At 66.7% G+C, this 25,576-nt stretch carries 24 protein-coding genes and 6 pseudogenes; 15 read left to right on the forward strand and 15 right to left on the reverse strand.

The annotated features are described in order from the left end of the window. Positions 1–110: 110 nt before the first annotated feature. Positions 111–710 carry a TetR/AcrR family transcriptional regulator gene (locus AB0E24_RS45265; RefSeq protein ID WP_359385807.1) on the reverse strand — a complete coding sequence of 200 codons (600 nt, stop codon included), beginning with the start codon at positions 708–710 and terminating at the stop codon, positions 111–113. A 203-nt stretch (positions 711–913) separates the two neighbouring features. Here AB0E24_RS45265 and AB0E24_RS45270 point away from each other — a divergent pair. The 5 genes and pseudogenes from AB0E24_RS45270 to AB0E24_RS45290 form a co-directional block, all read left to right on the forward strand. Next, positions 914–1,087: pseudogene (locus AB0E24_RS45270) on the forward strand (alcohol dehydrogenase catalytic domain-containing protein); the annotation flags it as partial. Between the two features lie 304 nt (positions 1,088–1,391). Further along, positions 1,392–1,583: pseudogene (locus tag AB0E24_RS45275) on the forward strand (zinc-binding dehydrogenase); the annotation flags it as partial. A gap of 58 nt (positions 1,584–1,641) precedes the next feature. Further along, positions 1,642–1,899, forward strand: coding sequence for an NAD(P)-binding domain-containing protein (locus tag AB0E24_RS45280; RefSeq protein ID WP_370685021.1), 258 nt, complete (start codon positions 1,642–1,644; stop codon positions 1,897–1,899). A 65-nt stretch (positions 1,900–1,964) separates the two neighbouring features. Continuing rightward, entirely contained in the window at positions 1,965–3,077 is a 1,113-nt protein-coding gene (locus tag AB0E24_RS45285) for an alkene reductase (RefSeq protein ID WP_069875263.1), read from the forward strand. 131 nt (positions 3,078–3,208) lie between these two features. Beyond that, positions 3,209–4,492: an IS701 family transposase gene (locus tag AB0E24_RS45290; RefSeq protein WP_435865401.1), complete on the forward strand. Its 1,284-nt coding sequence runs from the start codon at positions 3,209–3,211 to the stop codon at positions 4,490–4,492. 81 nt (positions 4,493–4,573) lie between these two features. Here AB0E24_RS45290 and AB0E24_RS45295 read toward each other — a convergent pair whose 3' ends face one another. Beyond that, positions 4,574–5,530, reverse strand: coding sequence for a transposase family protein (locus tag AB0E24_RS45295; RefSeq protein ID WP_359385809.1), 957 nt, complete (start codon positions 5,528–5,530; stop codon positions 4,574–4,576). A 146-nt stretch (positions 5,531–5,676) separates the two neighbouring features. On the opposite strand from AB0E24_RS45295, the gene AB0E24_RS45300 reads away from it, so the two are divergent. Then, positions 5,677–6,141, forward strand: a complete 465-nt coding sequence (locus AB0E24_RS45300; RefSeq protein WP_359385811.1) for a hypothetical protein — start codon at positions 5,677–5,679, stop codon at positions 6,139–6,141. A gap of 51 nt (positions 6,142–6,192) precedes the next feature. Here AB0E24_RS45300 and AB0E24_RS45305 read toward each other — a convergent pair. Continuing rightward, positions 6,193–7,025 (reverse strand): IS5 family transposase gene (locus AB0E24_RS45305; RefSeq protein ID WP_359385844.1). Its coding sequence is split into 2 segments (ribosomal slippage): positions 6,193–6,635 and positions 6,635–7,025, totalling 834 coding nucleotides; the frame shifts between segments, so codons are not numbered across the junction. A gap of 115 nt (positions 7,026–7,140) precedes the next feature. On the opposite strand from AB0E24_RS45305, the gene AB0E24_RS46140 reads away from it, so the two are divergent. Further along, positions 7,141–8,264 (forward strand): IS630 family transposase gene (locus tag AB0E24_RS46140; protein ID WP_435865400.1). Its coding sequence is split into 2 segments (ribosomal slippage): positions 7,141–7,627 and positions 7,627–8,264, totalling 1,125 coding nucleotides; the frame shifts between segments, so codons are not numbered across the junction. Here AB0E24_RS46140 and AB0E24_RS45320 read toward each other — a convergent pair. Beyond that, positions 8,239–8,805: a GNAT family N-acetyltransferase gene (locus tag AB0E24_RS45320; RefSeq protein ID WP_359385813.1), complete on the reverse strand. Its 567-nt coding sequence runs from the start codon at positions 8,803–8,805 to the stop codon at positions 8,239–8,241. The genes AB0E24_RS46140 and AB0E24_RS45320 overlap by 26 nt on opposite strands. Before the next feature lie 23 nt (positions 8,806–8,828). Here AB0E24_RS45320 and AB0E24_RS45325 point away from each other — a divergent pair. After that, positions 8,829–9,071 (forward strand): annotated as a pseudogene (locus AB0E24_RS45325) (transposase); the annotation flags it as partial. A 223-nt stretch (positions 9,072–9,294) separates the two neighbouring features. Here the strand turns inward: AB0E24_RS45325 and AB0E24_RS45330 are convergent. Both AB0E24_RS45330 and AB0E24_RS45335 read right to left on the reverse strand, forming a co-directional pair. Next, positions 9,295–10,311 carry an AraC-like ligand-binding domain-containing protein gene (locus AB0E24_RS45330; RefSeq protein ID WP_359385817.1) on the reverse strand — a complete coding sequence of 339 codons (1,017 nt, stop codon included), beginning with the start codon at positions 10,309–10,311 and terminating at the stop codon, positions 9,295–9,297. Between the two features lie 160 nt (positions 10,312–10,471). Next, on the reverse strand, positions 10,472–11,035 hold the full coding sequence (locus tag AB0E24_RS45335; RefSeq protein ID WP_359385848.1) for a hypothetical protein: 564 nt from the start codon (positions 11,033–11,035) through the stop codon (positions 10,472–10,474). Positions 11,036–11,177: 142 nt separating this feature from the next. On the opposite strand from AB0E24_RS45335, the gene AB0E24_RS45340 reads away from it, so the two are divergent. After that, entirely contained in the window at positions 11,178–11,774 is a 597-nt protein-coding gene (locus tag AB0E24_RS45340) for a hypothetical protein (RefSeq protein WP_359385819.1), read from the forward strand. Here AB0E24_RS45340 and AB0E24_RS45345 read toward each other — a convergent pair. The 5 genes from AB0E24_RS45345 to AB0E24_RS45365 all read right to left on the reverse strand — a co-directional run bounded on the left by AB0E24_RS45345 (position 11,675) and on the right by AB0E24_RS45365 (position 16,331). Further along, on the reverse strand, positions 11,675–12,040 hold the full coding sequence (locus AB0E24_RS45345; protein ID WP_359385821.1) for a peptidase inhibitor family I36 protein: 366 nt from the start codon (positions 12,038–12,040) through the stop codon (positions 11,675–11,677). The genes AB0E24_RS45340 and AB0E24_RS45345 overlap by 100 nt on opposite strands. 237 nt (positions 12,041–12,277) lie before the next feature. Then, on the reverse strand, positions 12,278–12,562 hold the full coding sequence (locus AB0E24_RS45350) for a hypothetical protein (protein ID WP_359385823.1): 285 nt from the start codon (positions 12,560–12,562) through the stop codon (positions 12,278–12,280). A gap of 57 nt (positions 12,563–12,619) precedes the next feature. Then, positions 12,620–13,171: a hypothetical protein gene (locus tag AB0E24_RS45355; RefSeq protein WP_359385825.1), complete on the reverse strand. Its 552-nt coding sequence runs from the start codon at positions 13,169–13,171 to the stop codon at positions 12,620–12,622. A 219-nt stretch (positions 13,172–13,390) separates the two neighbouring features. Next, the gene (locus AB0E24_RS45360) at positions 13,391–15,181 is read right to left on the reverse strand and encodes a reverse transcriptase/maturase family protein (RefSeq protein WP_359385827.1); all 1,791 of its coding nucleotides are present in this window, start codon (positions 15,179–15,181) and stop codon (positions 13,391–13,393) included. A 523-nt stretch (positions 15,182–15,704) separates the two neighbouring features. Beyond that, on the reverse strand, positions 15,705–16,331 hold the full coding sequence (locus AB0E24_RS45365) for a serine/threonine-protein kinase (RefSeq protein ID WP_359385828.1): 627 nt from the start codon (positions 16,329–16,331) through the stop codon (positions 15,705–15,707). A gap of 344 nt (positions 16,332–16,675) precedes the next feature. Here AB0E24_RS45365 and AB0E24_RS45370 point away from each other — a divergent pair, with 344 nt between their 5' ends. Beyond that, positions 16,676–18,277: an ISL3 family transposase gene (locus AB0E24_RS45370; protein ID WP_359385830.1), complete on the forward strand. Its 1,602-nt coding sequence runs from the start codon at positions 16,676–16,678 to the stop codon at positions 18,275–18,277. 114 nt (positions 18,278–18,391) lie between these two features. Beyond that, the gene (locus AB0E24_RS45375) at positions 18,392–18,961 is read left to right on the forward strand and encodes an AAA family ATPase (RefSeq protein WP_283880983.1); all 570 of its coding nucleotides are present in this window, start codon (positions 18,392–18,394) and stop codon (positions 18,959–18,961) included. Positions 18,962–19,136: 175 nt separating this feature from the next. On the opposite strand, the pseudogene AB0E24_RS45380 reads toward AB0E24_RS45375, so the two are convergent. Next, a pseudogene (locus tag AB0E24_RS45380) lies at positions 19,137–19,690 on the reverse strand (TSUP family transporter); the annotation flags it as partial. A gap of 459 nt (positions 19,691–20,149) precedes the next feature. Beyond that, positions 20,150–20,908: a TetR/AcrR family transcriptional regulator gene (locus AB0E24_RS45385; RefSeq protein WP_359385833.1), complete on the reverse strand. Its 759-nt coding sequence runs from the start codon at positions 20,906–20,908 to the stop codon at positions 20,150–20,152. A 91-nt stretch (positions 20,909–20,999) separates the two neighbouring features. Here AB0E24_RS45385 and AB0E24_RS45390 point away from each other — a divergent pair, with 91 nt between their 5' ends. The 4 genes and pseudogenes from AB0E24_RS45390 (at position 21,000) to AB0E24_RS45405 (ending at position 24,307) form a co-directional block, all read left to right on the forward strand. Beyond that, entirely contained in the window at positions 21,000–22,223 is a 1,224-nt protein-coding gene (locus AB0E24_RS45390) for a hypothetical protein (RefSeq protein WP_359385835.1), read from the forward strand. A gap of 36 nt (positions 22,224–22,259) precedes the next feature. Then, positions 22,260–22,994: pseudogene (locus AB0E24_RS45395) on the forward strand (transposase); the annotation flags it as partial. Positions 22,995–23,033: 39 nt separating this feature from the next. Next, positions 23,034–23,546 (forward strand): GNAT family N-acetyltransferase, encoded by a 513-nt coding sequence (locus AB0E24_RS45400; protein ID WP_359385850.1) that lies wholly within the window; start codon positions 23,034–23,036, stop codon positions 23,544–23,546. Positions 23,547–23,659: 113 nt separating this feature from the next. Further along, a complete protein-coding gene (locus AB0E24_RS45405) occupies positions 23,660–24,307 on the forward strand; it encodes a M15 family metallopeptidase (RefSeq protein ID WP_359385837.1) in 648 nt (215 codons plus the stop codon). Between the two features lie 66 nt (positions 24,308–24,373). Here the strand turns inward: AB0E24_RS45405 and AB0E24_RS45410 are convergent, their stop codons facing one another. Then, complete coding sequence (locus tag AB0E24_RS45410; protein ID WP_359385839.1) at positions 24,374–24,571, reverse strand: hypothetical protein; 198 nt, start codon at positions 24,569–24,571, stop codon at positions 24,374–24,376. 51 nt (positions 24,572–24,622) lie between these two features. Further along, positions 24,623–25,576: pseudogene (locus tag AB0E24_RS45415) on the reverse strand (hypothetical protein); the annotation flags it as partial.

A 25,576-nucleotide genomic window follows, 5' to 3' on the forward strand; every position in this document is an offset into this window, starting at 1 on the left:
CCGCTCCGGCGTGCTTCCCGTGGGCTACAAACTGCTGATCTACCCAGTGGGTTCGCTGGGTAGATCACGAAACCGCACTCCAGCTGACAATCGGTCAGTCGGTCAGTCGGTCAGTCGAGAGCGTGGGCGCGGCAGGTCCGCAGAATCTCGTCGGACAGTTCAGGCTGGACGTGGCTCACTGCGCGGGCGAGGGCCATTGCCCCTACGAGTCGGCTGAACAGCAGCACCGCACGGTCCCGCGCCTCCTGTGAGGTGATCTCCCCTTCGTGCTCGCGGGCGAACTCCTGGGCGAAGCCGGTGAGGTATCCCTCCACGCCGCTCGCGTAGGCGCGCTGGACCGTGTCGCTGTGCCGTCCGGCGTCGGTGACCAGGGAGGCGGAGGGACAGCCGCCGTCCGGGGCGTCGCGGTGGGCGGCCGAAAGGTAGTTGTCCACCACTCGCTTCAGCGGTGGGCCGGTGAGATCGGCGCCTTCCTCAAGGGCCTGGTCCAGAGCGCCCAGAGAGGCTTCGAACGAGGCACCGCATGCCTCGGCGGCCAGATCGTCTTTGGACGCGAAGTGGTTGTAGAAGCCGCCGTGGGTCATGCCTGCTTCCTTCATCAGTTCGGCGATCCCTACGGAATCGACGCCCTGCGATCGGAACATGCGTCCTGCCGCCTCGACGATGTTCTGCCGGTTCCTGGCCTTGTCTTCCCTGGCGATCCGCGGCATGGCCGCCCTCCTGCGTCGGCAGTATTTGACGTTTTCAATGTTACTCCTCATCATTCTGTTTAATGATGCCAATCATCAAGGAGTGAGTGGAGGCGCTTATGCGCACCGTGGAGTACACCCGCCAAGGGGAAGCCGTACAGGTACTGACGCTGAGGGTGGAACGCCACCGGCCGACTCCCGGCGTCGGAGAGGTTCTGGTCCGCATGCTGGTCCGGCCCATCCATCCGGGGGACCTGGTCGGTGTGGAGGGTCTGCCGGGGCAGCCCGAACAGCAGTCGGGGGCCCGGACTCCCGGAGTGGAGGGGATGGGCGTCGTCGAGAGCGTCGGAGCGGACGTCCGCACACTGCGCCCAGGTCAGCGGGTGGCGGTTTTCCCGGCGCCGGGAACATGGAGCGACTTCGTCGTGGTCCCAGCCGATCTGGCAGTGCCGGTGCCAGCCGGAGTCAGCGACGAGACCGCGGCCCTAATGCTGGTCAACCCGCTGACGCTGTGCATGCTGTATCGCGCAATAGAGAAGGCCCTGAGCGGGCAGACGGGTCCGGTTCTTCAGACCGCCGCCGGCTCGTCCATCGGCAGGTTGGTCAGCGCAGCCGCGGTCCGAACACGACCTGCAGTTGATCAACCTCGTGCGCAGCACCTCCGGTGCCGAGAAGGTGCGGACGTTGTACCCCTCCCAGCCCGTGATCGCGACATGCGACGACGACTGGCAGGGGCAAGTCCGCCGCCATGCCGGCGAGCGGGGCGTCCATGTGGTCCTCGACTGTGTCGGCGGTGCCATGACCCAAGACCTCGCCGAACTGCTCGCCGACGGCGGCACTCTGATCTCCTACGGACATCTGAGTTCCGGCACGACACCGTTTGAGGCGCTGCCTCTCATGGCGCGGGAACTGACGGTGCGGGGAGTGTCGCGACCTCACCGGGAGCGAATACGTGGCCTCCCTGCTTCCCGGCGCGCGCGTGGTCAAGGCTTTCAACGCTCTCTACGGGCAGTTCATCGCACCCGATCCCCGCCACGAGGCGGGGCGGCAGGTGCTGTTCCTCGCCGGCGACGACGCCAAGAACACGGTGAAGGTCCTGACCTCCGAGTTCGGCTTCGCCCCTGTCGACCTCGGAACGCTGCGCGAGGGAGAACGCCTCATCCAGCTCGGCGGCCCTCTGTCCGCCCTCCACGCCCTCAAGCAGGACTGATCCCACCAACCCGCTCGTGCTCCTCATGCCCACGAGGAGCGCCTTCCATTACGAAAGAGATCTTTATGTCCGACCTGACCTCAGTACCCGGCACCCAGCCCCTCCTGCATCCTGTTCAACTGGGCGCGCTCAAGCTGCCCAACCGCGTCGTCATGGCTCCCATGACGCGCTGCCGGGCCGACAACGAGGAACTGGCCCCCACCGACCTGCACGCCACCTACTACGCGCAGCGCGCCGGCGCCGGCCTGATCATCGGCGAAGGGGCCTGGGTCAGCACGGACGCGATCGGCTTCATCAACGTCCCCGGCATCTACACCGACGCCCAGACCGCCGGCTGGGCCAAGGTCACCGAAGCCGTGCACTCCGCGGGAGGGATGATCGTCTCGCAACTCGGCCACGCCGGCGCCGCCTCCCACCCGGACCACCACGGCGGCAGGCTTCCCGCCGGCCCTTCGGCGATCAATCCCCACGAGATGTCCTTCACCCCCGACGGCCCGAAGGACTCCCTCACGCCACGCGCCCTGAGCGCCGCGGAGATCGCCACCACGATCGGCACCTACCGACAGGCAGCCGTCAACGCCCTGCGCGCCGGATTCGACGGCCTGGAGATCCACGCCCAGGTATCCCATCTCGTGGCCCAGTTCCTCAACCCACGCCTCAACCAGCGCACCGACGCCTACGGCGGCAGCAGTGAGAAGCGGGCCCAGTTCCTCTTCGACGTCGTGGACGCCGTCAGCAGCGTGTGGGGCAGCGACCGCATCGGAATCAAACTCTCCCCCTACTGGAATCACGGGCCTGCCTTCACCGCAGATTCCGAGACGCTGGCCGAGTACGACCAGCTCCTCAAGCGCCTCAACGACAGCAACCTGGCTTACCTCCACCTCCTCGGCCCGGAACCCGACACGGGAACTGACGACACCCTCACCGCATTCACCCGCTACCGCGCCCACTACCACGGCGCCATCATCGCCAACCTCGGCTTCACACAAGCGAGCGGCAACGAGATCCTCGAACGGCAACTGGCCGACGCGGTCTCCTTCGGCGCCCCCTTCATCGCCAATCCAGACCTCGTCGATCGATTCACCCACGGCAGCCCTCTCGCCGCCGACAACCGCGACACGCACTTCGCGGGTGGCGCGGAGGGATACACGGACTACCCCACAGTGACCGGCTCCTAATACTTCAGTCTTGTGGCCGTACCCGGCCGGGAACGGGTACGGCCACCGCGTGATCATCGGTTGGCGTGTGGACAAACGAAGATCTTGCGGTGGCCGCTGGCCATAGCGTAGACCCCGCCCGCTGGCGGGCGATGTTCGACCAGGCCATGGCCCGGATCGCGGGACATTTCGGCCGGGTTGAACCCCGGGCGAGTGCCCGCTCCTATCTGCTCGGGCTGCTGTCGCGTGCCGAGCGGAAGAACTGCTGGCAGCTGGCCGAACAGGCCGGCCTGGCCCGGCCGGGGCCGATGCAGCGCCTGCTGCGCTACGCCCGCTGGGACGCCGACGCTGTCCGCGACGACATCCGCGCTTACGCCGTCGAACACCTCGGCGCCGACGACGGTGTGCTGATCGTGGACGAGACCGGCTTCGTGAAGAAGGGCCGGGCTTCGGCGGGCGTTCAGCGCGAGTACACCGGCACCGCGGGCCACATCGAGAACTCCCAGGTCGGGGTCTTCCTCGCCTATGCCACCAGCCGGGGGCGGACGCTGATCGACCGCAGGCTCTACCTGCCCGAGCACTCCTGGTGTGCTGACGCCGAGCGCCGCCACGCGGCGGGGATACCCGAGGAGGTGCGGTTTCAGACCAAACCCCGCCTGGCCTGGGAGATGATCGCCGCCGCGCTGGACGCCGGGGTGCAGGCATCGTGGGTGACCGGCGACGAAGTCTACGGACAGGACCCGCAGCTTCGTGCCGCCCTGGAGGCACGTGGGACCGGCTACGTGATGGCCGTCGCCTGCTCAACGCGGGTGCGGATCAACCACGGCCGCACCACCATCCGCGCGGACACCGTCGCCGGCCGCCTGCCCGCCACCGCCTGGCAGCGGCACAGCGCAGGCAACGGCGCCAAGGGCCCGCGCCACTACGACTGGGCCTGGATACACCTCGGCACCGACAGCCACCACCACCTGCTCATCCGCCGCAACCACATCACCGGCGAACTCGCCTTCTACCTGTGCTGGTCACCCACCGAAGTGCCCCTGGCCGAACTGGTCCGCGTCGCCAGCGTCCGTTGGAGCGTCGAGGAATGCTTCCAGGCCGCCAAGGGCCAGGTCGGACTCGACCACTACCAGGTCAGGCACTGGACCTCATGGCACCGGCACATCACCCTCGCCATGCTCGCCCTGGCCTTCCTGACCGCCCTCGCCGCCGACGCTGCCCCCGATCGGACCGCCAGCACGCACCACCTTGCCCACAGCCGCGATCCGATCACGCTGACCGTCCCGGAAATCCGCCACCTGCTCGCCGCCGTCTTCACCCCACCGGCCGTGACAGCGGCCAGGCTCCTGCACGGGTCAATCTGGCGCAGACGCCACCAGGCCACAGCCCGGCGCAGCCACTACCGACGACGGACCACCAGCGAACCCACTGGGTAGATCACGAAACCGCACTGGAGTACTAACGAGCTCGTGCATGGTTGGTGGTGAGACGTCGATGCCTTCAGCAGGGCTCGGTGTTCACACCTGCTGTGTCGGGTTCAGGTCCGCGGTCTGCTGATGGGACAGCAGGCCGGCGATGGCCTGAACGGTGTCGCTCATGTGTTCGCGGCGACCGAGGTAGCGGGCCAGGGCCCGCCAGTTCTTCAGGTGGGCGATGCCGTGCTCGACCCGGATACGTCGCGAGGAATGCGCCTTGCGCTGCCGCTCATGCATCTCCTCGTACCAGTCCGGGGCGTTCTTCTTGAACTTGCGGTGCGGTGGTGTCACCACGCGCCCGCCGGTCTGGGCTCCCAGGCCCTGGTAGCCGGCATCCGCGAGGATCTCCACCACGGGCCCTCCGGCCAACAGCTTGACCAGCTCTAACTGGCGGGCCTGGGTGATGTCCGCACAGCTTCCGGGTCCGGCCGGGCTGCAGAACAGCACCCGTCCGTCCTCATCCGCGACCACCATGGCCTTGACGGCGTTCTGCTTGCTTTTACCGGAGATGAACTTGTCCCGGTCCGTGCGACCGACGGCCGGGCGGCGGACTCGGATCTCGGTGCCGTCGATGATGCCGGTCATGCCGGTCGCGCCGAGATGGTCGATGACCTCGGCCAAGGTTCGCAGCCGCACGTCGGGGTCGATGGGGCACCCTCGCTCGGCGAGCAGAGGCCGCACCTCACCGACGGCCCGGGTGATGGTGGAGCGGTCCACGCCGAACCAGCAGGCCAGCACGTCGTGCGTGGTTCCGTGGCGGAGATGGACAAGAGCGGCCAGGAGCCGGTCGACGAACACCAGCTGGTGTTTCGCCCCAGCGCCCACGGCCCGCTTCCGCGGCCGGGAGGCAAGCCTGGCCTGGTGGCGCTCGTGCCACAACGGGCCGACCTCGGCAACGAGTTCAGCGATCACGCTGGCCGTCAGGCCCGTGATCCGTCGGTTGCTGATGATCACTGCACGAGTCGCATTCCCCACCACGCGACCATGATCAACGATCACGACCTCGACGTCTCACCACCAACCATGCACGAGCTCGTTAGGGCGTGTTTCGGAAGTGGATCTCGGGACGGCTCGACATCTGGGCGAGTATGTCTGCCTCGCAAGATCGGCAGCGGTCGGTTGGCAGGTGCTGGTAGTAGTCGGCCATGGCAGGAGATCTGTGGACGCCCGTGGTTTCGATGGTCGGTGTGGCTGTGGGAGGTGCGCTGACGTATCTGACCCAGCGCACAACGCAGCGGGCGGCCGACCGGGCCGAGGAACAAAGACGAGCTGCGACGTTGGCGGAGGAGCGACGTGGCGAGCAAATCAGGACCGTGCTGGAGTTCGTCCGGTTCGCCCTGGAGACCGAGGGCGTGGCTCATGCACGACCGCCCCAGTGGGAGGTCGGTGATGAGTGGTACCGGACGGCCAGGCTGGCCATCGACGGCCTGCGCATAGCCGAGAACGGCGTCCATCTACTGTGCGCCTCCGGCCTTCACGCACCGACGACCGCCTATGCCCGCGCCTTGAATCAGGCGGTCTGGCAAGAGGGGGCCGGAACGAGCCTGGCCGAGCGCCTGGAGCCGTTCAAGGCGGAGTTCCTCGCTGCCGCACGCCGCAGCTTGAGCTGACATCGCAGGTCACAGCCACTCGTTGATCGCGGCTACCAAAACGGTCGCCTCCTAGCGCACGGCCAGCTTGTCGTATCTCGTTGCCACCGCCCGGTGCCTCTTAAGGCGGTTGATTCCGCACTCGACCGCGTGGCGCTCGAGGTAGTCGACCGGGTCGAACTTTGGTGGCCGACCCCCTCGGGAGCCGCGGTTCTTGCGGTTGCGGGCCTGGTCGGCCTTGGCCGGGATGGTGCAGCGGATCCCGCGCCTGCGCAGGTAGGCACGGTTCTTGCGGGAAGCGTACGCCTTGTCAGCTCGCACGCGATCAGGCCGGGTGCGGGGCCTGCCTGGTCCGAGTCGGGGAACCCAGACCTGCTGCAGGACGGGCTCGAACAGCGGAGAGTCGCCCCGCTGCCCGGCCGTGATCACGATCGACATAGGCTTCTGCCGCTGCTCGACGGCCGGGTGCAGCTTGGTTGTCAGGCCGCCACGCGAACGCCCAAGCCCGTGGTCGCCCGGCTCGACGGTGACACCGCCCGGCGGTTCCTTTTGCAACTCCCCCTTTTCCGCGCCCCGGCGGCGTGCTGGTGGGCCCTGCAGACAGTGGAGTCGACGTTGATCTCCCAGGTGATCAGGCCGTTCACGTCTGCGCGAGCCTGCAGCGCGCTGAAGATCCGATGCCAGGTGCCGTCCCGCTGCCAACGGCGGAACAGGTCGTACACCCGACCCCACGGCCCGTACCGCTCCGGCACGTCCCGCCACGGAATACCCGTCCGCGTGCGGAACCGTATCCCGTTGATGAGCTGCCGCTTCGTCCATGTCGCCGGACGCCCCAGCTTCTTGCCCTTGGGTAACAGCGGCTCCAGGACGGCCCACTGCACATCCGTCAGATCTCCACGTGCCACGAACCGGGATGATCTCACGCTCAAGATCCATTTTCGATACACGCCCTAGAGATCCTTAAGGGTGTGGGTTACGTGGGGTCGTGACGGTTGTCGTGGGCCGCGCTATGCCGGAGGGATGAGGTATCCCGATGGCGGAGGGCTGACAGCTGAGGAGCGGATTCGGCGTGAGCAGGTCCGGTTGGCAGCCGCTGACCTGATCGAGGCGGGGGCCAGTGACCGGGAGGTGGCCCGGCGGTTCAGGGTGACCCGGATGTCGGCGAACCGGTGGCGGCGGGCGTTGGCTGTGGGTGGTCGGCAGGCCCTGGCCTCCAAGGGGCCCGGCGGTGCCCGCTGCAAGCTCGATGCGAGTCAGCTGCGCGTTCTGGAGGCGGTGTTGGATGCCGGTCCGGCCGCTGCCGGCTGGAGCGACCAGTGCTGGACTCTGGTGAGGATCGCCGAGGTCGTGCGGCGCCGGTTCGGCGTCGAGTACACCCTGGCCGGGATGGACCTGCTGCTGCACCGCATCGGCTGGAGCGTGCAGGTTCCTTCCCGCAAGGCCACCGAGCGCGACGAGGAGAAGATCGCCGCCTGGAGGGACGAGCAGTGGCCCGTCATAAAACGAGGGCGGCGGACCTGGGTGCCTGGCTGTGCTTCGAGGACGAAGCCGGCCAGAGGCTGAGGCCGCCCGAAGGCCGCACCTGGGGCCGACGAGGCCACACTCCCGTCGTCCGGGTCACCGCCGCAGGCACCAAACGTGTCTCCATGGCGGCGCTGATCTGCACCAAGTCCGGCCACCGGCCCCGGCTGATCTACCGCACCCACCTCGACCGTGGCCCCGCCAAGGGCCGGCGCAAGGGCTTCACGGAGACCGACTACGTCCGTCTGCTCGACGCCGCACACCAGCAGCTCGGCGGCCCGATCGTTCTGGTCTGGGACAATCTGAACACGCACGTCAGCCGCACCATGCGGCAGCTGATCGACGCCCGATTATGGCTGACCGTCTACCAACTGCCTGCGTACACCCTTGAGTTCAACCCGGTCGAGGGCGTCTGGTCGCATCTGAAACGGTCCCTGGCCAACCTCACCAAGCACAGCCTCGATCAGCTCACCGCGCTGGTGAAGACCCGGCTCAAACAGATGCAGTACCGACCCGGCCTCACCGACGGCCTCATTGCCAAGACCGGCTTCGACTTCCAACCGCCGTGTCCTCAGCCATTGAAGATCTCTAGCTCTGTCATTCGGTCAAGGTCGTCGGTCTGATCGCGGCATACACGAGCATGTCCACGCGCTTGCCGCCGATCTCCTGATGGCTTCGAAGCAGCCCCTCGCGCTCAAATCCTGCGAGTTCAGCCGTGCGCACGGAAGCCACATTCCATGGCTCTATGTAGAGCTCGATTCGATATAGCTCCGGTATGGACCAGGCAAACCGCGTCAGCGCGATGAGCGCGTGACCCGCAACCTTGCGACCCCGGTAGCGAGGCGCGGCGGAGTACCCAGCTGTAGACCGGCCTGCCGCGATGGGTGCGAGGTACAGACCGGCCGTCCCGAGCGCCTCGTCGGTGTCCTTGTCCGCCACACAGAAGGAGTAGCCAGCCCCGGTGCGGAGATGGCTGACCTGCCGCTCGATGTATGCGAGGGCCTCCTGGCGGCTGGCGTTGCCAGGTAGTGAGCCGGTCTTTGGCACGTATGCATCGGTCGACAGGTCCATGAGCATACCCACATCGCGCTCCTCGAAGGCTCGGAGGCGCACGTCCCTGAATGACGGAGCGGCTGTCGGCATCATAAGCTGGGCAGGACTCATACAAGCAATCTTCCCGCATCCGCATGCGGCAGCTGATCGACGCCCGATTATGGCTGACCGTCTACCAACTGCCTCCGTACACACCCGAGTTCAACCCGGTCGAGGGCGTCTGGTCGCACCTGAAACGGTCCCTGGCCAACCTCACCAAGCACAGCCTCGATCAACTCACCGCGCTGGTGAAGACCCGGCTCAAACAGATGCAGTACCGACCCGGCCTCACCGACGGCCTCATCGCCAAGACCAGCCTCGACTTCCAACCGCCGTAACCTCAGCCATTGAAGATCTCTAGCTGCCTGCGCGGGGCTCGATGCGAGGGTCCATGAAACGAAACAGGCCAATACGGATGTGGCTGTGCCTAACAATCGTCACCCAGTCAATTCTTCCTCCTGTAATCGAATTCGTCACGGTACGACTCGGCGTCACGATCAGAGCGGCCGAGAGTCCGTATCGGAGTTGCCTACAGGATGCCGGGCGATCAGACGGGCGTCGTTAGCGCTGGGTCCTCGATTGGCTTGGAGATGCGTCTACTCGGACTGAAGCGTTCGCGTGGTTCCGGTAGTCGCTGGGCGGCATGCCGTAGGCGGCGCGGAAGGCTCGGGTGAAGTCGGCAGCGCGAGGGAAGCCCCAGCGGGCGGCGATGGTGTGGATGGGAGTGGTGCGCAGAGCGGGGTCGGCGAGGCCTCGGCGGGCGTGGTCCAGGCGCTGGTGGCGTATCCAGGCTGCGATCGTCTCCCCTTCGTGCTGGAAGAGGCGGTGCAGGTAGCTGGTGGAGATGTGGTGCGCGGCGGCAATGCTGCGCGGGGTCAGTTGCGGGTCGTGCAGGTGCTGCTGGACGAAGGCACGGATGCGTAGGACGAGCGCCTGCCGGCGGGTGTCCGGTGGGAGCGAGTTGTCCGAGTCCAGGGCATGGGCGATCAGTGCGGACAACAGGTCGACCACGACAGTCCCGAGCCGGGGCCCATCGGACGGTTGGTACGCATTCGTGCCTCTTGCCAGCTGGGTGAGCAGTTGTGCCAGCAGGGAGCCGAACCCGTCCTGCGCTGACAGCCGCAGCCGGACCGCCTGGTCGAGCTGGTTGCGGGGCAGTGGCAGCAGTGCTTTGGGAACCTCCAGCCCAACTCCTGTGTGCAGGCTAGCGTCGTCACCCCCGTGGATGTCGACGGGCCGCGAGGTGTCGACGACGCACAGGCTGTCCGGACCGTAGACGGCCTCTTCCTCGCCCCGGACGGCGCGCAGCGCCCCGCTCAGAGGCAAAGAGATGTGCAGCCCCTCGGGATCGGACTGCCGGATCATTTTCGGCGTCCGTCGAAAGCACAGTGGCTGGAAGGCTGTCGGCCACACGGATACGGCACCGAGGTCCAGTAGGCGCTGGGAAGCCCGGAAATCCGCCCAGTGGTCACTGCGCAGCTCCAGTGGAGCATGGGTCTGGCCGACCAGTTCACGCCAGCAGTCGAACCGGTCGGCCGGGGGCAAGTCCTCGCTGCGGAATACCCTTTCGATCAGCATCTCGCGTCCTCTCCGTCTTGCGAGTCCCTGAACGGGTTTGCCTTTTGCCCCTTGATGAGGGGAAGGCAGGAGTGAACCATCCACAGATACACATCTGGTGAATGCCCTGGCGGAGGCGGTTCCACCTATCCGGGGTGTCGGCCGTACCTTGTCCGTCTGTTCAGTTCCGGTCTGGGCGGCGGGGCCGCAGGGGCCGGTAGCCGGCCAACGGGGCCTGACCGGGCCTGTCAGGCCCCGTTTCTGAAACCTGTATCAGCAGGTCAACGGTTATCGGCCCGAAAGCGGCCACGACCGCCCCGTCGGTGCCGGCCACGTCGAGGCGTTCCTTGGCCTGCCGGGCCAGTTTGTCGTCCACCTCGATGCTGACCACTCGTCCAGAGCCCGCGCGCCAGGTGAGGAGAGCCGCGTTCCAGCCCGTCCCGGCCCCCAGCTCGAGGACGGGACGGCCCGGTTCGAGCATGAGGGAGTCGAGCATGTCCACCACGATCGACGGACACGACAGGCTCGAGGAAGGCGCGCCATCGGTGATCTGGGTGACGGCGGCGTCGTAGGGCTGCCGTACACTTCGGCGGCCCATCGGTCGGGGTCGGTGCCGCGGTCGAGTGGCTGGTAGGTGTGGTCGTCCCAGTGCCACAGCCGGTCCAGCGCGAAGAGGTGCCGTGGTGTGTCGGCGACGGCCTGCCGCGTCCAGGGCGAGCGGGGGCCACAGCCCCAGTTGGTGCATGGCCTCGTCCAGCCGCTGACGCAGGGCGTCGTAGTCGGCCACGCGGCTACTTTCGGTGTGTCGCGGACGGCGGCGGAGGCGGCGCCACCTGCCCGGCGGAGGAATTGGTCCGTGCGTTCCGGGCCTGGATAGTTCGCGGACGGTGAAGACACGGGTGCTGGTCGCGGCCCGCAACCGGTGGGAGCGGGTGTTCTGCGCGCGGGCCGTCGAGCGCCTGGGTGAGGTCGGGGCGGCCCGGCTGTTGGTGCTGGTCGCGGAGGGCAACGAGGACGGGGCCGCGCTGCTGGCTCTGTCCAAGCGTGACCCGGGCGCGGGCGGCCTGGACTCCTTGTTGACGGAGGTACGACGTGCGCAGACTCGGGCTCCCGAGGGGCTGTTCGCGGACTGCTCGGAGAAGCTGGTGGCCGCGTGGCGGGCGCGGGCGATCAAGATGTACCCCTCGGACTTCCGCGACACCGCCGAGGACGTCCGGATCACGCTGCTGATGGACGCGCTCGCGCTGCTAGAGAAGTACGCCGGGGCCCGACGGCAAGACCCGCTTCTACAACGCCTCGGACGCGGTGCCAATGGACGGCGTCGCACGCAAGGACTGGCGCGAGGCCGTCTTGACCATCTGGTCGTACTGCTGGGCTGGCATCATCATCCGCGCCTGAAACTCCGGAAGCCTGGGTTGACCCAGGAAATTTCTGTACCCCAGTTCATTGTACTAAAGCCACCCTTGCAATTGGCCTTCGGGTAAAGATTGACGTAGTATCGAGTGTTGTTCTCAACTGAGTGCGTAGTCCACTCTCCGGTGTTTAGGCATCCACTTGTACTCATCGCGGAAAGGCTGTGTCCCTTATAGTCGCGCTTGGAATGGGCGCAGAACCTATTCTGGTTACACAAGACTCTTTTCGCGGCATACGTCTTCCCTGATACCGGCTGAGCGGGAGTCGAGGTCGCGGTTCCAAGCAGGTGAATCGAACTCATTACCGTCACGGCAATGCTAACGGCGATCTTGCGCATAATGGAACATCCCTCTTCGTCAAAGGCTGCCCCGCCTGGCCAGGAGGGGCAGCAGGACCAGCCAACGCATCACCAGAATGGCGAAAGAGCACAGCGGCGTCGTTAGCAGACAGTCGCCAGTTTTTAGCAGCCAGTCCACTTACGGGCCCGGAGGAGCCGTCTGGTGCCGGTAGTCCCTGAGAGAGACGCCGTAAGCGCGCCGGAAGGCGCGGGTACGCCTGAGGGGTTGAGGACCCGTCAGAGCGGGTTGAAATCGGTCTCCACCCTCGCCCGGATCAGTCCCAGCACCTGGGCGACGGCGGCCTTGAGGTTGAGGTCGTAGCGCACCCGCCCCCGCAGGGCACCCCCCAGCGTCCGCAGCGCGTGCACGTGGCCCTCGAAGAATGCCTCCTGGCTGGCGGAGGCGAACACGCGGTGGACGGCCTTGCCCGAATATGACAGGCGGAGGGAGAACAGGTAGCAGGTCACCATCTCGCCGGCCAGCCGCACGGCCACGTCGCCGAAGTCGACCTCCGCTTCCAAGCCGTCGACCCACGGCCCGGCCTGCAGGACCTGGACGTGCCCGGACTGCGGCCAGGGCTACAACTCCCGCTGTGAGAGCCCAGCCGGCCCGCACCGCTCGCGAGTCGAGCGGGCCAAGGAGCACACCCGCCTTCGGAAGGCCCCGCCGCCGAGGAAGCGATCTGCTGCCCTTGCCACACAGGGATGAGGGGGCGCACTGCGGGCCTGGATGATCCGTTCGACGGCCGATGTCAGCCCTCGCTCCGTCATCGCGCACTCGTCCAGGCCGAACCATTCCGTGGGCCGTGCGAACGCCTCGGTGTCGATACGGACCCGCCGGGCGGTGCCCTCGCTGTCCAAGCGGATGCGATGGATGTACCAGCGGCGGATCAGCGTGTCCCGGTCCACCGGCACCGACACGCCCAGCACCGGCTCGCTGCCCTCGTCCCACACCGGGGCCACCGCCTGGTCCAGATGCACCCGCAGCCCGCCGCGCCGCCAGTGGATGTCGACCACGGAGCCGACCGGCACACCGTCGGGCTGGGCGAAGTCGAAGCGGGCCTGCTCGCCCCGGCCGTGAAGCCGGGTGGCGGCCGCGGCCTTCACGTACAGGTGGTCGGCGCTGGCCACGCCCCGGGAGCGGCGCCGGCACACGTGCGGCAGTCCGTCCGGGTCCGGGTGGTTGAGTCGGCCTGGAGCGCGGTGCGGCAGTCACCTGCCGTCCGTTTCTCCAGGCCGCTCGCCGAGTGAAGTAGGCCGCCGACGAGGTGCCCGTGGCTCGGGTCCTTTTCCGACGGCCCCTTCCCGAACCGGACGGGCCCGATTTCCAGGCATCCGGCTCTCCAGTGATCATTTCCGAAGTGATGCGGTGGGACGTCCCGCGTGGATGTCTTCATGGCAGCGGCGGCAGATCACGAGGGTCTTGCGCCGTCGCATTGCCATCAGATGGACCCATGCGGGCCGTTCCCGGCGTCCGGGCCGGTTGAGATCGGCGAGCTTGCGGACGTGGTGGACCTCAAGGTTCGTCCGTGTCTCGCAGATCTCGCAGCACTCGGCGAGGAGCCTGTGGATCAGCTCGTTGCGCTTCATGCTGGCCATGACCGGCCGTGTGTCGGTGAGTACTGCCGTGCGCTGCCGCTTGAGCGAGATCCCGCCGAAGCGGGCGACCAGCGGCTTCTTCCCCTCATCGCGGGGGACGGTGACCTGGATGCAGCGGCGTGGTCCGTCAGGTGTCTCGATGGTGCTCTTGTACTTCCGGGACATCTTCATGACCGTCGACCGGTGCTTCCCGGCCAGAGTCTTCAGCATCGACGTCTCCATGACCCACTGGAGACGGCCCAGGCGGAACACGTCCTGGGCGAGGAGGTAGTACTGGACCAGCCCCCGGAACTCGGCCTGGTACTTCGCGACGATCGTGAAGTCTTCGTCATGAAGCAGCGGGCCTCGTTGTGCGGGCTTTCCCTTGCTCATGTAGAGCGCACATTTCTGCCTGATCATCTGTCGGGGCACGAAGAGTCCGATGGCACCGTTGACCGCCCGGCGCTGCCGCGTGATCTTGGTGTCGGCGTGCTGGACTCGGATCTGGTAGCCGAGGAAGTGCGCCGCCTGGCTGGCGGCATGGGTGATCAGTGTCTTGGACTCGGACAGTTCGAGCTTGAGCTCGTCGCGCAGGAACGTCCGTATCCTCGACTTGATCTCCTCGGCCTCGCGCTTGGGACCGGCGAATCCCAGCAGCCAGTCGTCGGCGTAACGGACGTAACGTAATCGCCGGTAGTCCGGATCGTTGGGGTCCTGGCTCGGCAGGGTGCGGCGGCGGAGCCGAAGCTCCCGGACCGCATCCCGGTCACCGTGCCGCTTGGCCCGCTGGATCGCGTACTCGACGACCTGGTACTCCCGGTTGGGGCGCCGGCGCCGGCCGTGGTTGTACTCGGGCAGGAGAGACTGTTCGATGAACTGGTCAAGCCGGTCAAGGTAGATGTTCGAGAGGATCGGGGAGGCCACCCCGCCCTGCGGCGCACCGCTGAGCGTGGCGTTCCATCGCCAGTCCTCCAGATATCCGGCCTTGAGCATGTGGCTGATCAGCCGCAGGAACCGGCCATCGTGGATCTTCTCCGCCAGGATCGACAGCATCACTTCGTGATCGAGGCTGCCGAAGCAGTCGGAGATGTCCCCCTCGATGAACCAGTGCGTTCCCTTCCAGACCTCCACGACCTCGCTGAGCGCGGTGTGGCAGCCTCGTCGGGGACGGAAACCGTGGGACCGGTCGGAGAACTGGACGTCGTAGTACGCCTCAAGCAGCAGACGGACCACCTCGGCGACCAGCTTGTCCGACCAGGGCGGCAGACCTAACGGGCGCTTCTTCGTTGATCCTTTCTTCTCGATGTAGACCCGCCGGGCCGGAGACCACCGGTAGCGCTCGGCACGTAAGTCGCCGATAACTCTGCCGATCTTCTCCAGTGACATGCCGTCCGCAGTTTCCCTGGTGACCCCCGGCGTCATCGCACCCGTGTTGGCGTAAATGCGTCCGTAGGCCATCAAGTGCAGCTGTGGGTTGAACAGTTGCCGGTACAGCCTCTCGATCGGCAGTCCCCTCTCTCCGCGCTTGCGGATGATGTCCAGCACCGTTTCGGCGGTCTGCATTACGCATGCCTCCCTTCGCTGAACTTCTCGATCACCTGTGCCCCTTCGCCCTTGTTCCGGCTCTCCCGGACCTCTCGGCAGGTCGTGACTCCTGCGACTACTACGGGCACTCCGTCGCCATAGGGCTCGCGCCCCGTAGGCGATCCCGTGGTACGTCTTCGCTGTACGTATCGAGCACGACGTAGGCCGCCCACTCATCTCCTTGACCGCCCTCGCTGGGCGACGCCCCGCGTCACGGAGGTTGCCCGGCCCCACAGGTTCAAGGCCCGGCATGACGCGGCATCGGTTACAGGTGTCGTTCCGACGGGTGCGCACTCTCACCACTGGAGATTGGGCTTCAAGCAATCCAGCCTTGGCCATATCGCGCGGGTCTCGCGGCACCCCGCCCCCGGACACCTCCGGACGGCCACCGCTTCCCTGACATGCTCTTGTCCCCTCGCGCTTTCGCGTCCAGGTAAGTCAGGCGACCCAAGAACCTCCCTCCGAGTTCATCCCGACTGCGTCGGGGATACAACGAAGCGCCTCACGGCGCACACCCGGCGTACCCGTCTCCGAGTACCGGGCTCTCCACAGAATCTAAGGTTCCGGAGAAGCACTCGGGAGCCATGTAGGCGGGGGTTCCGATGAGGATGCCGGTGGCGGTGATGTCGTGGCGGTCGTCGCTGCCTTTGGTGATGCCGAAATCCACGACCTTGGCCGGGCCGCCGGACAGGAGCATGATGTTGGAGGGCTTGATGTCCCGGTGGGTCAGTCCCGCGCGGTGAGCCGCGTCCAGGGCGTCCGTGACACAGCTCGCGGTCGTCAGGGTCTTCCCCATGCCCAGCCGCCCGGCTTCCAGGACGGTGCTGAGGGATTTACCGGGGAGGAACTCCATCACCAGATAGGCGAACATCTGCCCGTCGTGCAGAGCGGATCCGAAGTCGTGGATGGTGACGATAGAGGGGTGCGACAGTCCGCCGGCGACCGCGGCCTCGCGAGCGAACCGCGCGACCTGCCGGCTGCCCTCCAGCCCGCCGACCCCGGTGAGGACCTTGACCGCGACCGTCCGGTCGACCTTCGGGTCGTGCGCCTTCCAGACCTGCCCGAACCCGCCCGTCCCGATCGGCTCCATAAGCCGGTAGCGCCCGTCCAGCACAGTCCCTGCCTGCACAGTTCCCCCTTCTACAGCCACCGCGACGCACTGTCTTCGACGGATGTACCCGTCACGCTACGCCGATGGAATCACCGACGGCAGACCAGCCGCTGACCAGATGCGGCTTGCCCCAGCTGTGCCGTCTCGGGAGATTGATGGACGCATGGCTTCGTTCACTTCAAGCAGCAGCGTTTGTCCATCGGTTTGGGCGGTCGGCGGGGCCGCGGATGTTCACGAGAAATGGTTCTGGCTCACTTTCCGTGGAACATACACGCTGAGTCACGATTGTCGGGCGAGTCGGCACTGGGGAAGTTGCCCGGAATTGGCCCGTACCGGGTGCGGTGTGGCTGACAGTTCGGCCCGTGGAAGAAGTGGTGCTCCGGCTGGAGGAGTTGCTGTTCCCGTCGCTCGCCGACGTGGTGGTGCTGTCCGTCGCCGTGAACGACGAGGCAGTACGCATAGAGGCTCGAAGTACGGTGGCTGGGGCCATCTGTCCCGGATGCGGGAGCTGGTCACGGCGGATTCACGGCTCCTACCTGCGTTTTCCCGCTGATGTGCCCAGTGGAGGCAGACGGGTCGCTCTCTGTTTGCGCGTCCGCAGGTTCCTCTGCCCGGTCATCTCGTGCGGGCGGCGGACCTTCGCCGAACAGTTTCCAGGGTTGACCCGTCGGTACGGCCGGCGAACCGAGCGGCTGCGGTCGGCGCTGGCCGCGGTCGGCCTCGCGCTCGCCGGTCGGGCCGGTGCGCGCATGGCGAGAGTCTTCGGCGTGTCCGTGAGCCGCAGTACGGTGCTGAGGCTGGTAGAAGCCTTGCCCGATCCGGAAGTTCCGGCCCCGCGGGTGGTCGGCGTCGATGAGTACGCGACCCGCAAAGGGCGTCACTACGGGACTGTCCTGGTCGACGTCGAAAGCCGGCGTCCAGTGGATCTGCTGCCCGACCGGGAGGCGTCCAGCCTGGCCGCTTGGCTCGCGAAACGGCCCGGGGTGGAGGTGGTATGCCGCGATCGGGCACCGTTCTTCGCCGAAGGCGCCACGGACGGGGCACCACAGGCGGTGCAGGTGGCGGACAGGTGGCATCTTTGGCACAACCTGAGCGAGGCTGCAGAACGGTGCGTCGCAGACCACCGCGGATGCCTGCAAGTCCTGGCGCCAGATCCAACCCAGCCTGCCCCCGAGCCGGAGAAGTTCGAAGACCCCTCCGGCTCGCCCTGGCCAAGGGGACACCGCTTCGCTGACCGCACCCGCGCCAAGCACGCGACCGTCCACGAATTACTGGCAGCCGGGCTCAGCCGTCGGGCGATCGGCCGCCAACTCCGCATGACCTCCCACACCGTCAAACTGCTCGCTGACGCGGCCACCCCGGAGGACCTGTTCCACGGGCAGTGGCAGGGCCGGGCATCCAAACTCGACGCCTTCAAGCCCTACCTGGATGACCGCTGGAACCAAGGCTGCACGAACGTCTGGACTGCGTGGGAGGAGATCGTGCCGCTCGGCTATCAGGGCAGCTACCAGCGGGTTCGCGCCTACTTCCGGGAGAAGCGGCTCTCGCCGGGCCCCGCCACCGCTCGGCCACCGTCACCCCGCGTCGTCGCCGGATGGATCCTCCGCCGGCCGGAGACCCTCACCGAGACGGAGCACCTTCGGCTCAAAGCCGTTCTGGTCCACTGCCCTGAGCTGGACGCCCTCACAGGCCACGTCCGCGCCTTCGGACAGATGCTCACCGAGCGCCAGGGGGAACGGCTGCCGCAGTGGCTCGATGCCGTCCGGCGAGACGACCTCCCTGGCCTCCACACCCTTGCAGCCGGCATCGACCGAGACCGCGACGCAGTCATCGCCGGCCTCACCCTGCCCTGGAACTCGGGCGTGGTCGAGGGTCATGTCAACCGGATCAAGATGCTCAAACGCCAGATGTTCGGCCGCGCAGGCTTCCACCTTCTGCGCAAGCGCGTTCTCCTCGCGAGTTGAGTGTTTCGCTCCCGACCCTCAGCTCGGCTCCTCCGCGCACGAGGTCAATTGCGTCAGAGTCACCGTCGAAAAACAATGTGCCTCCCGACCCGGGCTCTGCCAAGCTGATCGGCCATGCCTTCTTACGAACTATTGCTCATCGGTGGTGGCGCGGGCGTCGGGAAGACGACCGTTGCCTGGGAAGTATCCGCATCCCTGCAGAAGGTGGGGACGGCGCACTGTCTGATTGAGGGGGACTACATGGACCAGATCCATCCCGCCCCTGCCAACGACCCTCACCGCACATCGATCACCGAACGGAACATCGCCGCGGTCTGGTCGAACTACGCTGCTCTTGGCCAGAGTCGACTGATTTATACCAACACGGTGAGCATCCTCGAAGAGCCGATGATCAGCCGTGCCATGGGCGGCAACGAGGTCAGAGTCGCCCATGTCTTGCTCACGGCCAGCGAGACCACCGTGAGGCAAAGGCTGGCGCAGCGGGAAATCGGAACACAACTTGCCGCGCACATCGAGCGCAGCCTGCGAATGGCGCGGCATCTAGATGCTAAGGCTCCAGCGGGAACCGTCCGTATCCCGACAGATGGTCTGACCGTGCTGGAGATCGCCGCGCAAGTACTGCGCGCTGCTTCCTGGGCAACTGGTCCTGCGACCCTGCCGGACGGCCAACGCAGGCACGAATGACTACCGTGAGGCCCAAACAGTAAGAGCGCCGTCACCCACGGTGCCCGCTTCACGGAAAGTGAGCCAGAACCATTTCTCGTGAACATCCATGAGCCTCAAGATCACAAACTGCTACCCAAACCGGCAGACAAACGCTGCTACTTGAAGTGAACGAAGCCACAGCGTCGAGTACGGCGGCCAGGGCTCCGAGGAGGAGGCGGAGAAAGGTCTCGGGCATGCACGGTTGGAGGCGGGCCCCGACGTAGCCGCCGATGAGACCGCCGAAGCCACAGGGCCAGGCCGAGGAGCCAAACGGGGGCGATGCTGCCGCTGCGGGCCAGGGACAGCACGGCGTAGGTGGAGGCGCCCACCACCGAGGTGGCGAAAGTAGAGGCGAACGCGGCCGGGGCGACCTGGGACACGGGAACACCACGCCCGACAAGGACAGGGCCGGGGATCGAGCCACCGCCGATACCGTAGATACCGCCCACAACCCCGACCGCCAGCACCAGGACGGTGACCGCCCGGGGCGCGGGCCCGGGACATCGGACCTTCGGGGGCACAGGACGCAGGGTCCGGACGATGAGCCAGGTGCCCACCTAGCGGCAGCATCAGCACGGCCACCACGTTGTAGAGCAGATTCGTGGGCGTTACGGCCGGATTGGGCACGGTGAAGACGCCGAGCTGCACCGGGAACAGGAACACCACCCCGGACACTCCCACCGGCGCAGTCACCACGCCTATCAGCATCCCGACCACGAGGCCGGCCGCCCCCAGCTCCCGCCCCACCCGATGCCCCCGCCCTGCCGCCTATCCCCTTCCGCAACAGCGTAGATCGCCTCCATCTCAGCCCCCAGCGTGCTCCCCACCTGCGCGATCCCGGCGCTACCTTGCCCGCCAACCATGACGCTCAGACTCGTCAACTACGGCGCTCAGTCACATCAGGGGTTACGGCCGTGCGGAGGCAGCCCCCTCCGGGGAGCGATCACCGTGAGCCGAGACCCGGCCCCGGCGCCTGCTCAGGTCAGCAGCGGTCTGAACAGGGCACGTGCCGCAGACGTGTCTACGCTGGTGTAGGTTCTCAGCTTTGCTGTCAGGCGACGGCGCTGTGACCTTGGGCTTTCTCCTTGTCTCAGGCTGTGTCGCTTAGCGGTTGTCTCAGGAGCGTGTCCTTTCCTCGGGTTGGCGTTCAAGGTTCAGAGGACTTCGTCACGGTCCTTCTGAGATCGTTCGCGGGGGCCGCGCGACGTTCAGCTGGGTTTCGATCCCGTCCAGGATGATCTTCAGGCCGTGGGTGAACGCCGCGTCGAAGTCGGAAAATTCGAGCTGCGCCTGCGAGGACAGCGTCGGGTAGCGGCCGACCTGCTGATCGATGTGCGCCTGGGCCTCGCGGCGCAGTTCGAGTTCTCCTTCTGGATCGTTCATCCAGGTCCGCCAGACGTTCTCGGAGGCCACGAACCCGTTGACGTAGTAGCTCAGGGTTCCCACGGCAGCCGCTAGCTGCGGCCCGTCGAGCCCGGCCCGGTTCAGGGCGGTATAGAAGAGCTCGGAGCGGGCGAGGGCGTTGGGGCCGAGTAGCGGGCGTGCGCTGGTCAGGGCAGGGATCCACGGGTGGCGCCGCATGACCTCGCGGCTCTGGGAGAGCTGTCGGACGAGGAAGGCCCGCCAGGGGGAATCCTCGGCAGCATCCTCCGCGGTTTCCGATCTGTCGTCCGGCGTGTCCAGTTCGATCTCGGCCATGACCGCGTCCAGAGCGAGGTCGAGGACGTCCTCTTTGGTCTCGACGTACGCGTACAGCGACATGGTGCCGGCATTCAGGCGGGCTGCCAGTCGGCGCATGGAGAATCCCTCCGCGCCCTCGGCGTCCAACAATTCCACGGCTGCGGTGACGATTCGCTCCCGGGACAGCCGTGGCTTGCGGGGCGGACCTTGATCACGCAGCCAGACGGCTCGGGGCGGTTGCGGCATCCGGCGCTTCCCTTCGTGCACTGTACGAAAAAACGTACGGCTAGCTTAATTGCCGACGACCAACCGAGCCGCAATAGCTGTGGAGGCGACGATGACCGCGATCGAACAGGAGTGGGTGCGCGACTACGCGCTGCTGGCCTTGCGCCTCAACCGGCAGGTCACCACAGGCGCAGGGGGGACCGTCCTCGTCTACCAGGGGCCGCAGGAGTGGAGCAGGCAGGCGGAGACCGAAGCACCGCTGCCCGCCGGGCAGCTGGTGGAAGATGCCGACCAGCTGCTGGAGGAACTCCCCTTCGAGTCGTCGCGGTCGCGCTATCTGGCCACGCAAGTTCGGGCGATGCGTGCGGTGGCCCGGCAGCAGAACGGCGAGGAGCTGCCGCTGCCCGACTACGCCCGCGAGTGCCTGGGCGTGGAGGTCGACTGGGTTCCGGAGCCGCTGTTCGAACAAGCGCACGCACGGCTAGACGCCGCTTTGCCCGCGGGCGGCGGGTCGTTGGCCGACCGGCTGCACGCCTGGCAGGCCGCGCATACCCTGCCTTTGGAGCGGGTCGAGCAGCGGCTGCCGACGATAGTGGCCAAGGCCGTGGCCGAGACACGCGCCCGTACCAGCGCCACCATCATCCCCCTGCCGCCGGACGAGACCGTCGACTGCAAGCTCGTGGCCGGCACGCACTTTTGGGGCGCGGGGGCCTATGAAGGCGGGCTGAAGTCGACCATCCACATCAACACCGACATCCCGTTCAACCTGGCCGATCTGCTGTATCTGGTCGCCCACGAGGGCCACCCCGGGCACATCGCCGAGGCGATGCTCAAGGAAAGCCACCTGGTCAACCGACAGGGCCGCCTGGACCAGCAGGTGCGGTTCATGCTGTCGCCCTCCTTCGCGCTCGGCGAGGGCTTGGGCCTGCACGCCGAGAGCATCCTCTTCCCCGACGATCAGGCCCAGGCGTGGCTGACCGACAACGTGCTGACCGGCGAGGACATCCAGCCGGACGGCAGCGACTTCGCCACCGTCCACGATGTCAAGAACGTACTGTGGGGCGTCTGGGGCAACGCGGCCCTGCTGGCCGCCGCTGGCCGCCCCGACTCCGAACTGGCCGCCTACCTGACCCGCTGGGCACTGTACGACGAGGCCGAGGTCGCCGCGGCCCTCAACTCCGTGCGGGCACCGGGCATGGGTGTGTACGTACTGGGTTACTACCACGGCTGGCGGATCCTGCGCTCCTGGCTGGATGCGCCCGACCGCCACCAGCGCGTCCGCCGCCTGCTCACTGAGCAGCTGCTCCCGGCCGACTTGGAAGCAGAGACCGCGTAGCGCCGCAACCGGCGCTGGGGATCAGCGGGCCAGCATATGACTGGAGCTCCGTTCGGCTGCCTGACCGCTCGCGGGGACGAGCTGTTCGAGCTGGTCGACGCGTTGCTATGTGCAGACGGGCCGGTGACGGCGCCGGTGGACTTGACGCTGGTGGCCGAGCACCGGCGCGGGCATGGCGCGATGTACGACGCGTTGAACTGCGGAAACGTCGATGCGCCGCGGCTGCGGCAGGTGCTGGCCGGGCTGCCGCGGCCCCAGACCGCTGACGGGCGCCTGGTGCTGGCGGTGGACATCAGCCACTGGCTCCGCCCGGACGCGCCGACCAGCGCGGACCGTCTGTTCTGCCACGTCTATGGCCGCAGCGGCCGGTCCTCGGACCAGTTCGTGCCCGGCTGGCCGTACTCGTTCGTCGCCGTGTTGGAGACGGGCCGCACGTCCTGGTGCCAGCTCCTGGACGCTGTGCGTCTGGGCCCCGCCGACGATGTCGCCGAGGTCACCGGCGCCCAGGTCCGCCGTGTGGTCGAGGACCTCATCGCCATGGGCCGCTGGAAGGCGGGCGACCGCGACATCCTGATTGTCTTTGACGCCGGCTACGACGCTCCGCGCATGGCCTAGCTGCTGGAAGGGCTGCCGGTGGAGGTCCTCGGGCGGATGCGCACGGACCGTGTGATGCGCAAGCCGGTCCCGGTGCCGTGGATCTCACCGCCCCAGGGTGGACGTCCGCCGAAGCATGGCAAGGAGTTCCGCTTCGGGCACAGCAACACCAGTGGTGGCTGCGAGAGACATGGACGCCCTGCAAGGATGGTCTCCATGTCGCCTTCGGCTATACGGCTCGCGCGGTACACCAAGACGGAGCGTGATGAGGTCAGCGGCGGTGCGGTTGATCCCAGCGGGGTGGCTGAGACCGGCCTGACATGGCTCGACAAAGAGGTGCATTTCGGTGTCAGACGGCAGGGCCGTCTGGTGGCGCACGCCGGATTGGTTCGAGTGCCGCTCTCAGTTGGTGCTGCCCGTCTGCAGGTTGCTGGCCTGGGCGGGGTGGTCGTGGCTCCTGATTTGAGAGGGCAGGGGTTGGCACGCCTGGTGGTGACGGCGGCTATGGAGCATGCCCGCAGCCTTGGCATCCAATTCGGACTGTTGTTTTGTTGGCCTGATCTGATTCCGCTGTATGAGCGGTTGGGATGGCGGGTTCTGGGCGACGACCTCCAAGTCGAGCAACCCGATGGGCCGGCCACCATGCCACTCCGGGCTATGTGGACATCGCTGGTCGAGGGTGCGGAATTTCCGGGCGGACAAGCGCGCCTCCTCTCGCTGCCCATGTGATGCCTCCTGTACTGCGAAGCGCGCTCAACCTCGCATGCCAAGCGAGGGAGGAAGTATTCCTTGTTCCCGGCGCTTCGTGACCAACCTGACTGAATTGAACGGATAAATCGCGTATGGCAGAGATCGTGTTGATGTCGGATCCAAGAGTTGCTGCCATTCCGGTAAGAGAGTGCGGTGAGCCCTTGGTGGACTGCCGGGGAGCGCTGCGTGTTGACGAACGGCGCTCTGATGCAGTGGGCAGTTGGGCGCGTTTGCGATCCAGTGTGGCGGAACGACTCGTACGAGCGCAGGAGCTGCTGCCTGACGGCTGGCAGTGGCTCCTTATGGAGGGGCATCGCCCGCCGGTCCTGCAGCAAAGCATCTTCGACGGCTACCTCTCTTCGCTGCGGCGGCTGCATCCAGGCGCGACGGAGGCTGAGCTCACAACGGCAGCCACACGCTGGGTCGCGCCGCTGGAGACGGCAGGTCATGTGGCTGGCGCGGCCATCGATCTCACGGTGTGTACCGAGGACGGGGCCGAGGTCGACATGGGTTGCCCAGAGGCGGCCACACCGGAAGAGAGCGACGGAGCCTGCTATACCGACGCGCCTGGACTCCCCGAGCAGGCTCGACGAAACCGGGCACTGATGGGTGAAGCCCTGAAGACAGTGGGCATGGTCAACTATCCGACCGAATGGTGGCACTGGTCCTATGGAGACCGGTACTGGGCGCTCACCGCGCGGGCTAGCAATGCGTTCTACGGGCCGTGGGAACGCGGCTGAGCCAGCTGGAACCGTTGGGGACCGAACCCCTTCTGCTTGCAAATCCGAGCAGAACGGCCTTGTTGGTTACCGATGTCCTTTCGTCCAGCTGTGTGTGCTAGTGTCGTTCGGCATCCACCCGCCCACCGGCCGCATCGGCTCGATCTCCAGGGCCTTGTCTCCCAGCGCGAACTGGGCCCGCGCGATCTGCGCGACCAGCTCCCGGGCCTCGGCGACGATCTGCTCGTAACGCTCCCGCGTGACGTTCCCGATCCGCTCCGGCACGGCTCCCACCACCTCACCCGGGCCGGGCACCACCACCGGGCTGTGGTCGGTCTATCGGATTACCCGACCAGGTAGAACCAGGAGTCCTGGCCGCCCAGCTCGTCTCACGGCCGTGTCAGCCTCCTCGGCGGGCTGCGTTTTGTGCCGGTCCAGCATGATCCTGATCGTGGTGGCTGAGAGGCCGGTGTCTGCAGAGATCCATGAGAAGCTCTGACGGAGCTCTTGCCGGCGGTGCAGGATCTCGGGCAAGCGATGATCGTAGGCGGGGCGTCCGCCGCTTCGTCGGATCGCGACGCCGTGCTTGGACAGAGCGATGCGAACGGCTGCCCGGCTGACCTGCGCTCGGTCGGCGATGACGTCCATCGACAGACCAGCCTCCTCGTACCAGGTCTTCCACTGGATGACGCGCTCGGTCGTCGCCTGGGTCTGACAGTAGCGCGGTGGGCTCCAGTCGACCGGATGCTGGGCCAGGAGGTAGCGGGCGTGGGCAGTGGTAGTGCCGAGGCGCTTGGCGAGCTGGGCGATAGAGAAGTCGCCTCGGGGTACGAGTTGGTGCAGCTGTTCGGGCATGACGCTGTCCGGATCTGGGCCGGGCAGGGCGAGTCCGTCAAAGCTGCTGCCGGGAAGCTCGGGCGTCCACGTCAGAGGTTCGTCAATACCTTCCTTGACGAGCAACTGCTGGGCGGTTTGCTGAAGGAGCTGGTGTTCGGCGGGCAGGATCCGCCAGCAGAACCGTTGGTACTGGGCTCGCTGAGGACCGGTGGCAGTGGCGATCGCAGGATTGGCCAGGTGCGGTGGAGTGCCTGTGAGGGTGTGAAAGAGCCATCGCTGAGCGTGGAGGGGAGAACACGCGGAGTTGGAGCGCAGTCTCTTCTGCAGCGTTTGCCACTGCCTCGCGTCGATGAAGGTGCTAGGGTCCGTCTTCAAACGGATCTTGCCCAGAGCAGGAATGCCGCGAGCGTGACCGCCGCTTCGTAGGAGACGGCGGTCTTGTCGTATCTGGTG

Origin of the sequence: Streptomyces malaysiensis subsp. malaysiensis, from assembly GCF_040653035.1 — a bacterium.
Taxonomy (GTDB): Bacteria; Actinomycetota; Actinomycetes; order Streptomycetales; family Streptomycetaceae; genus Streptomyces; species Streptomyces malaysiensis.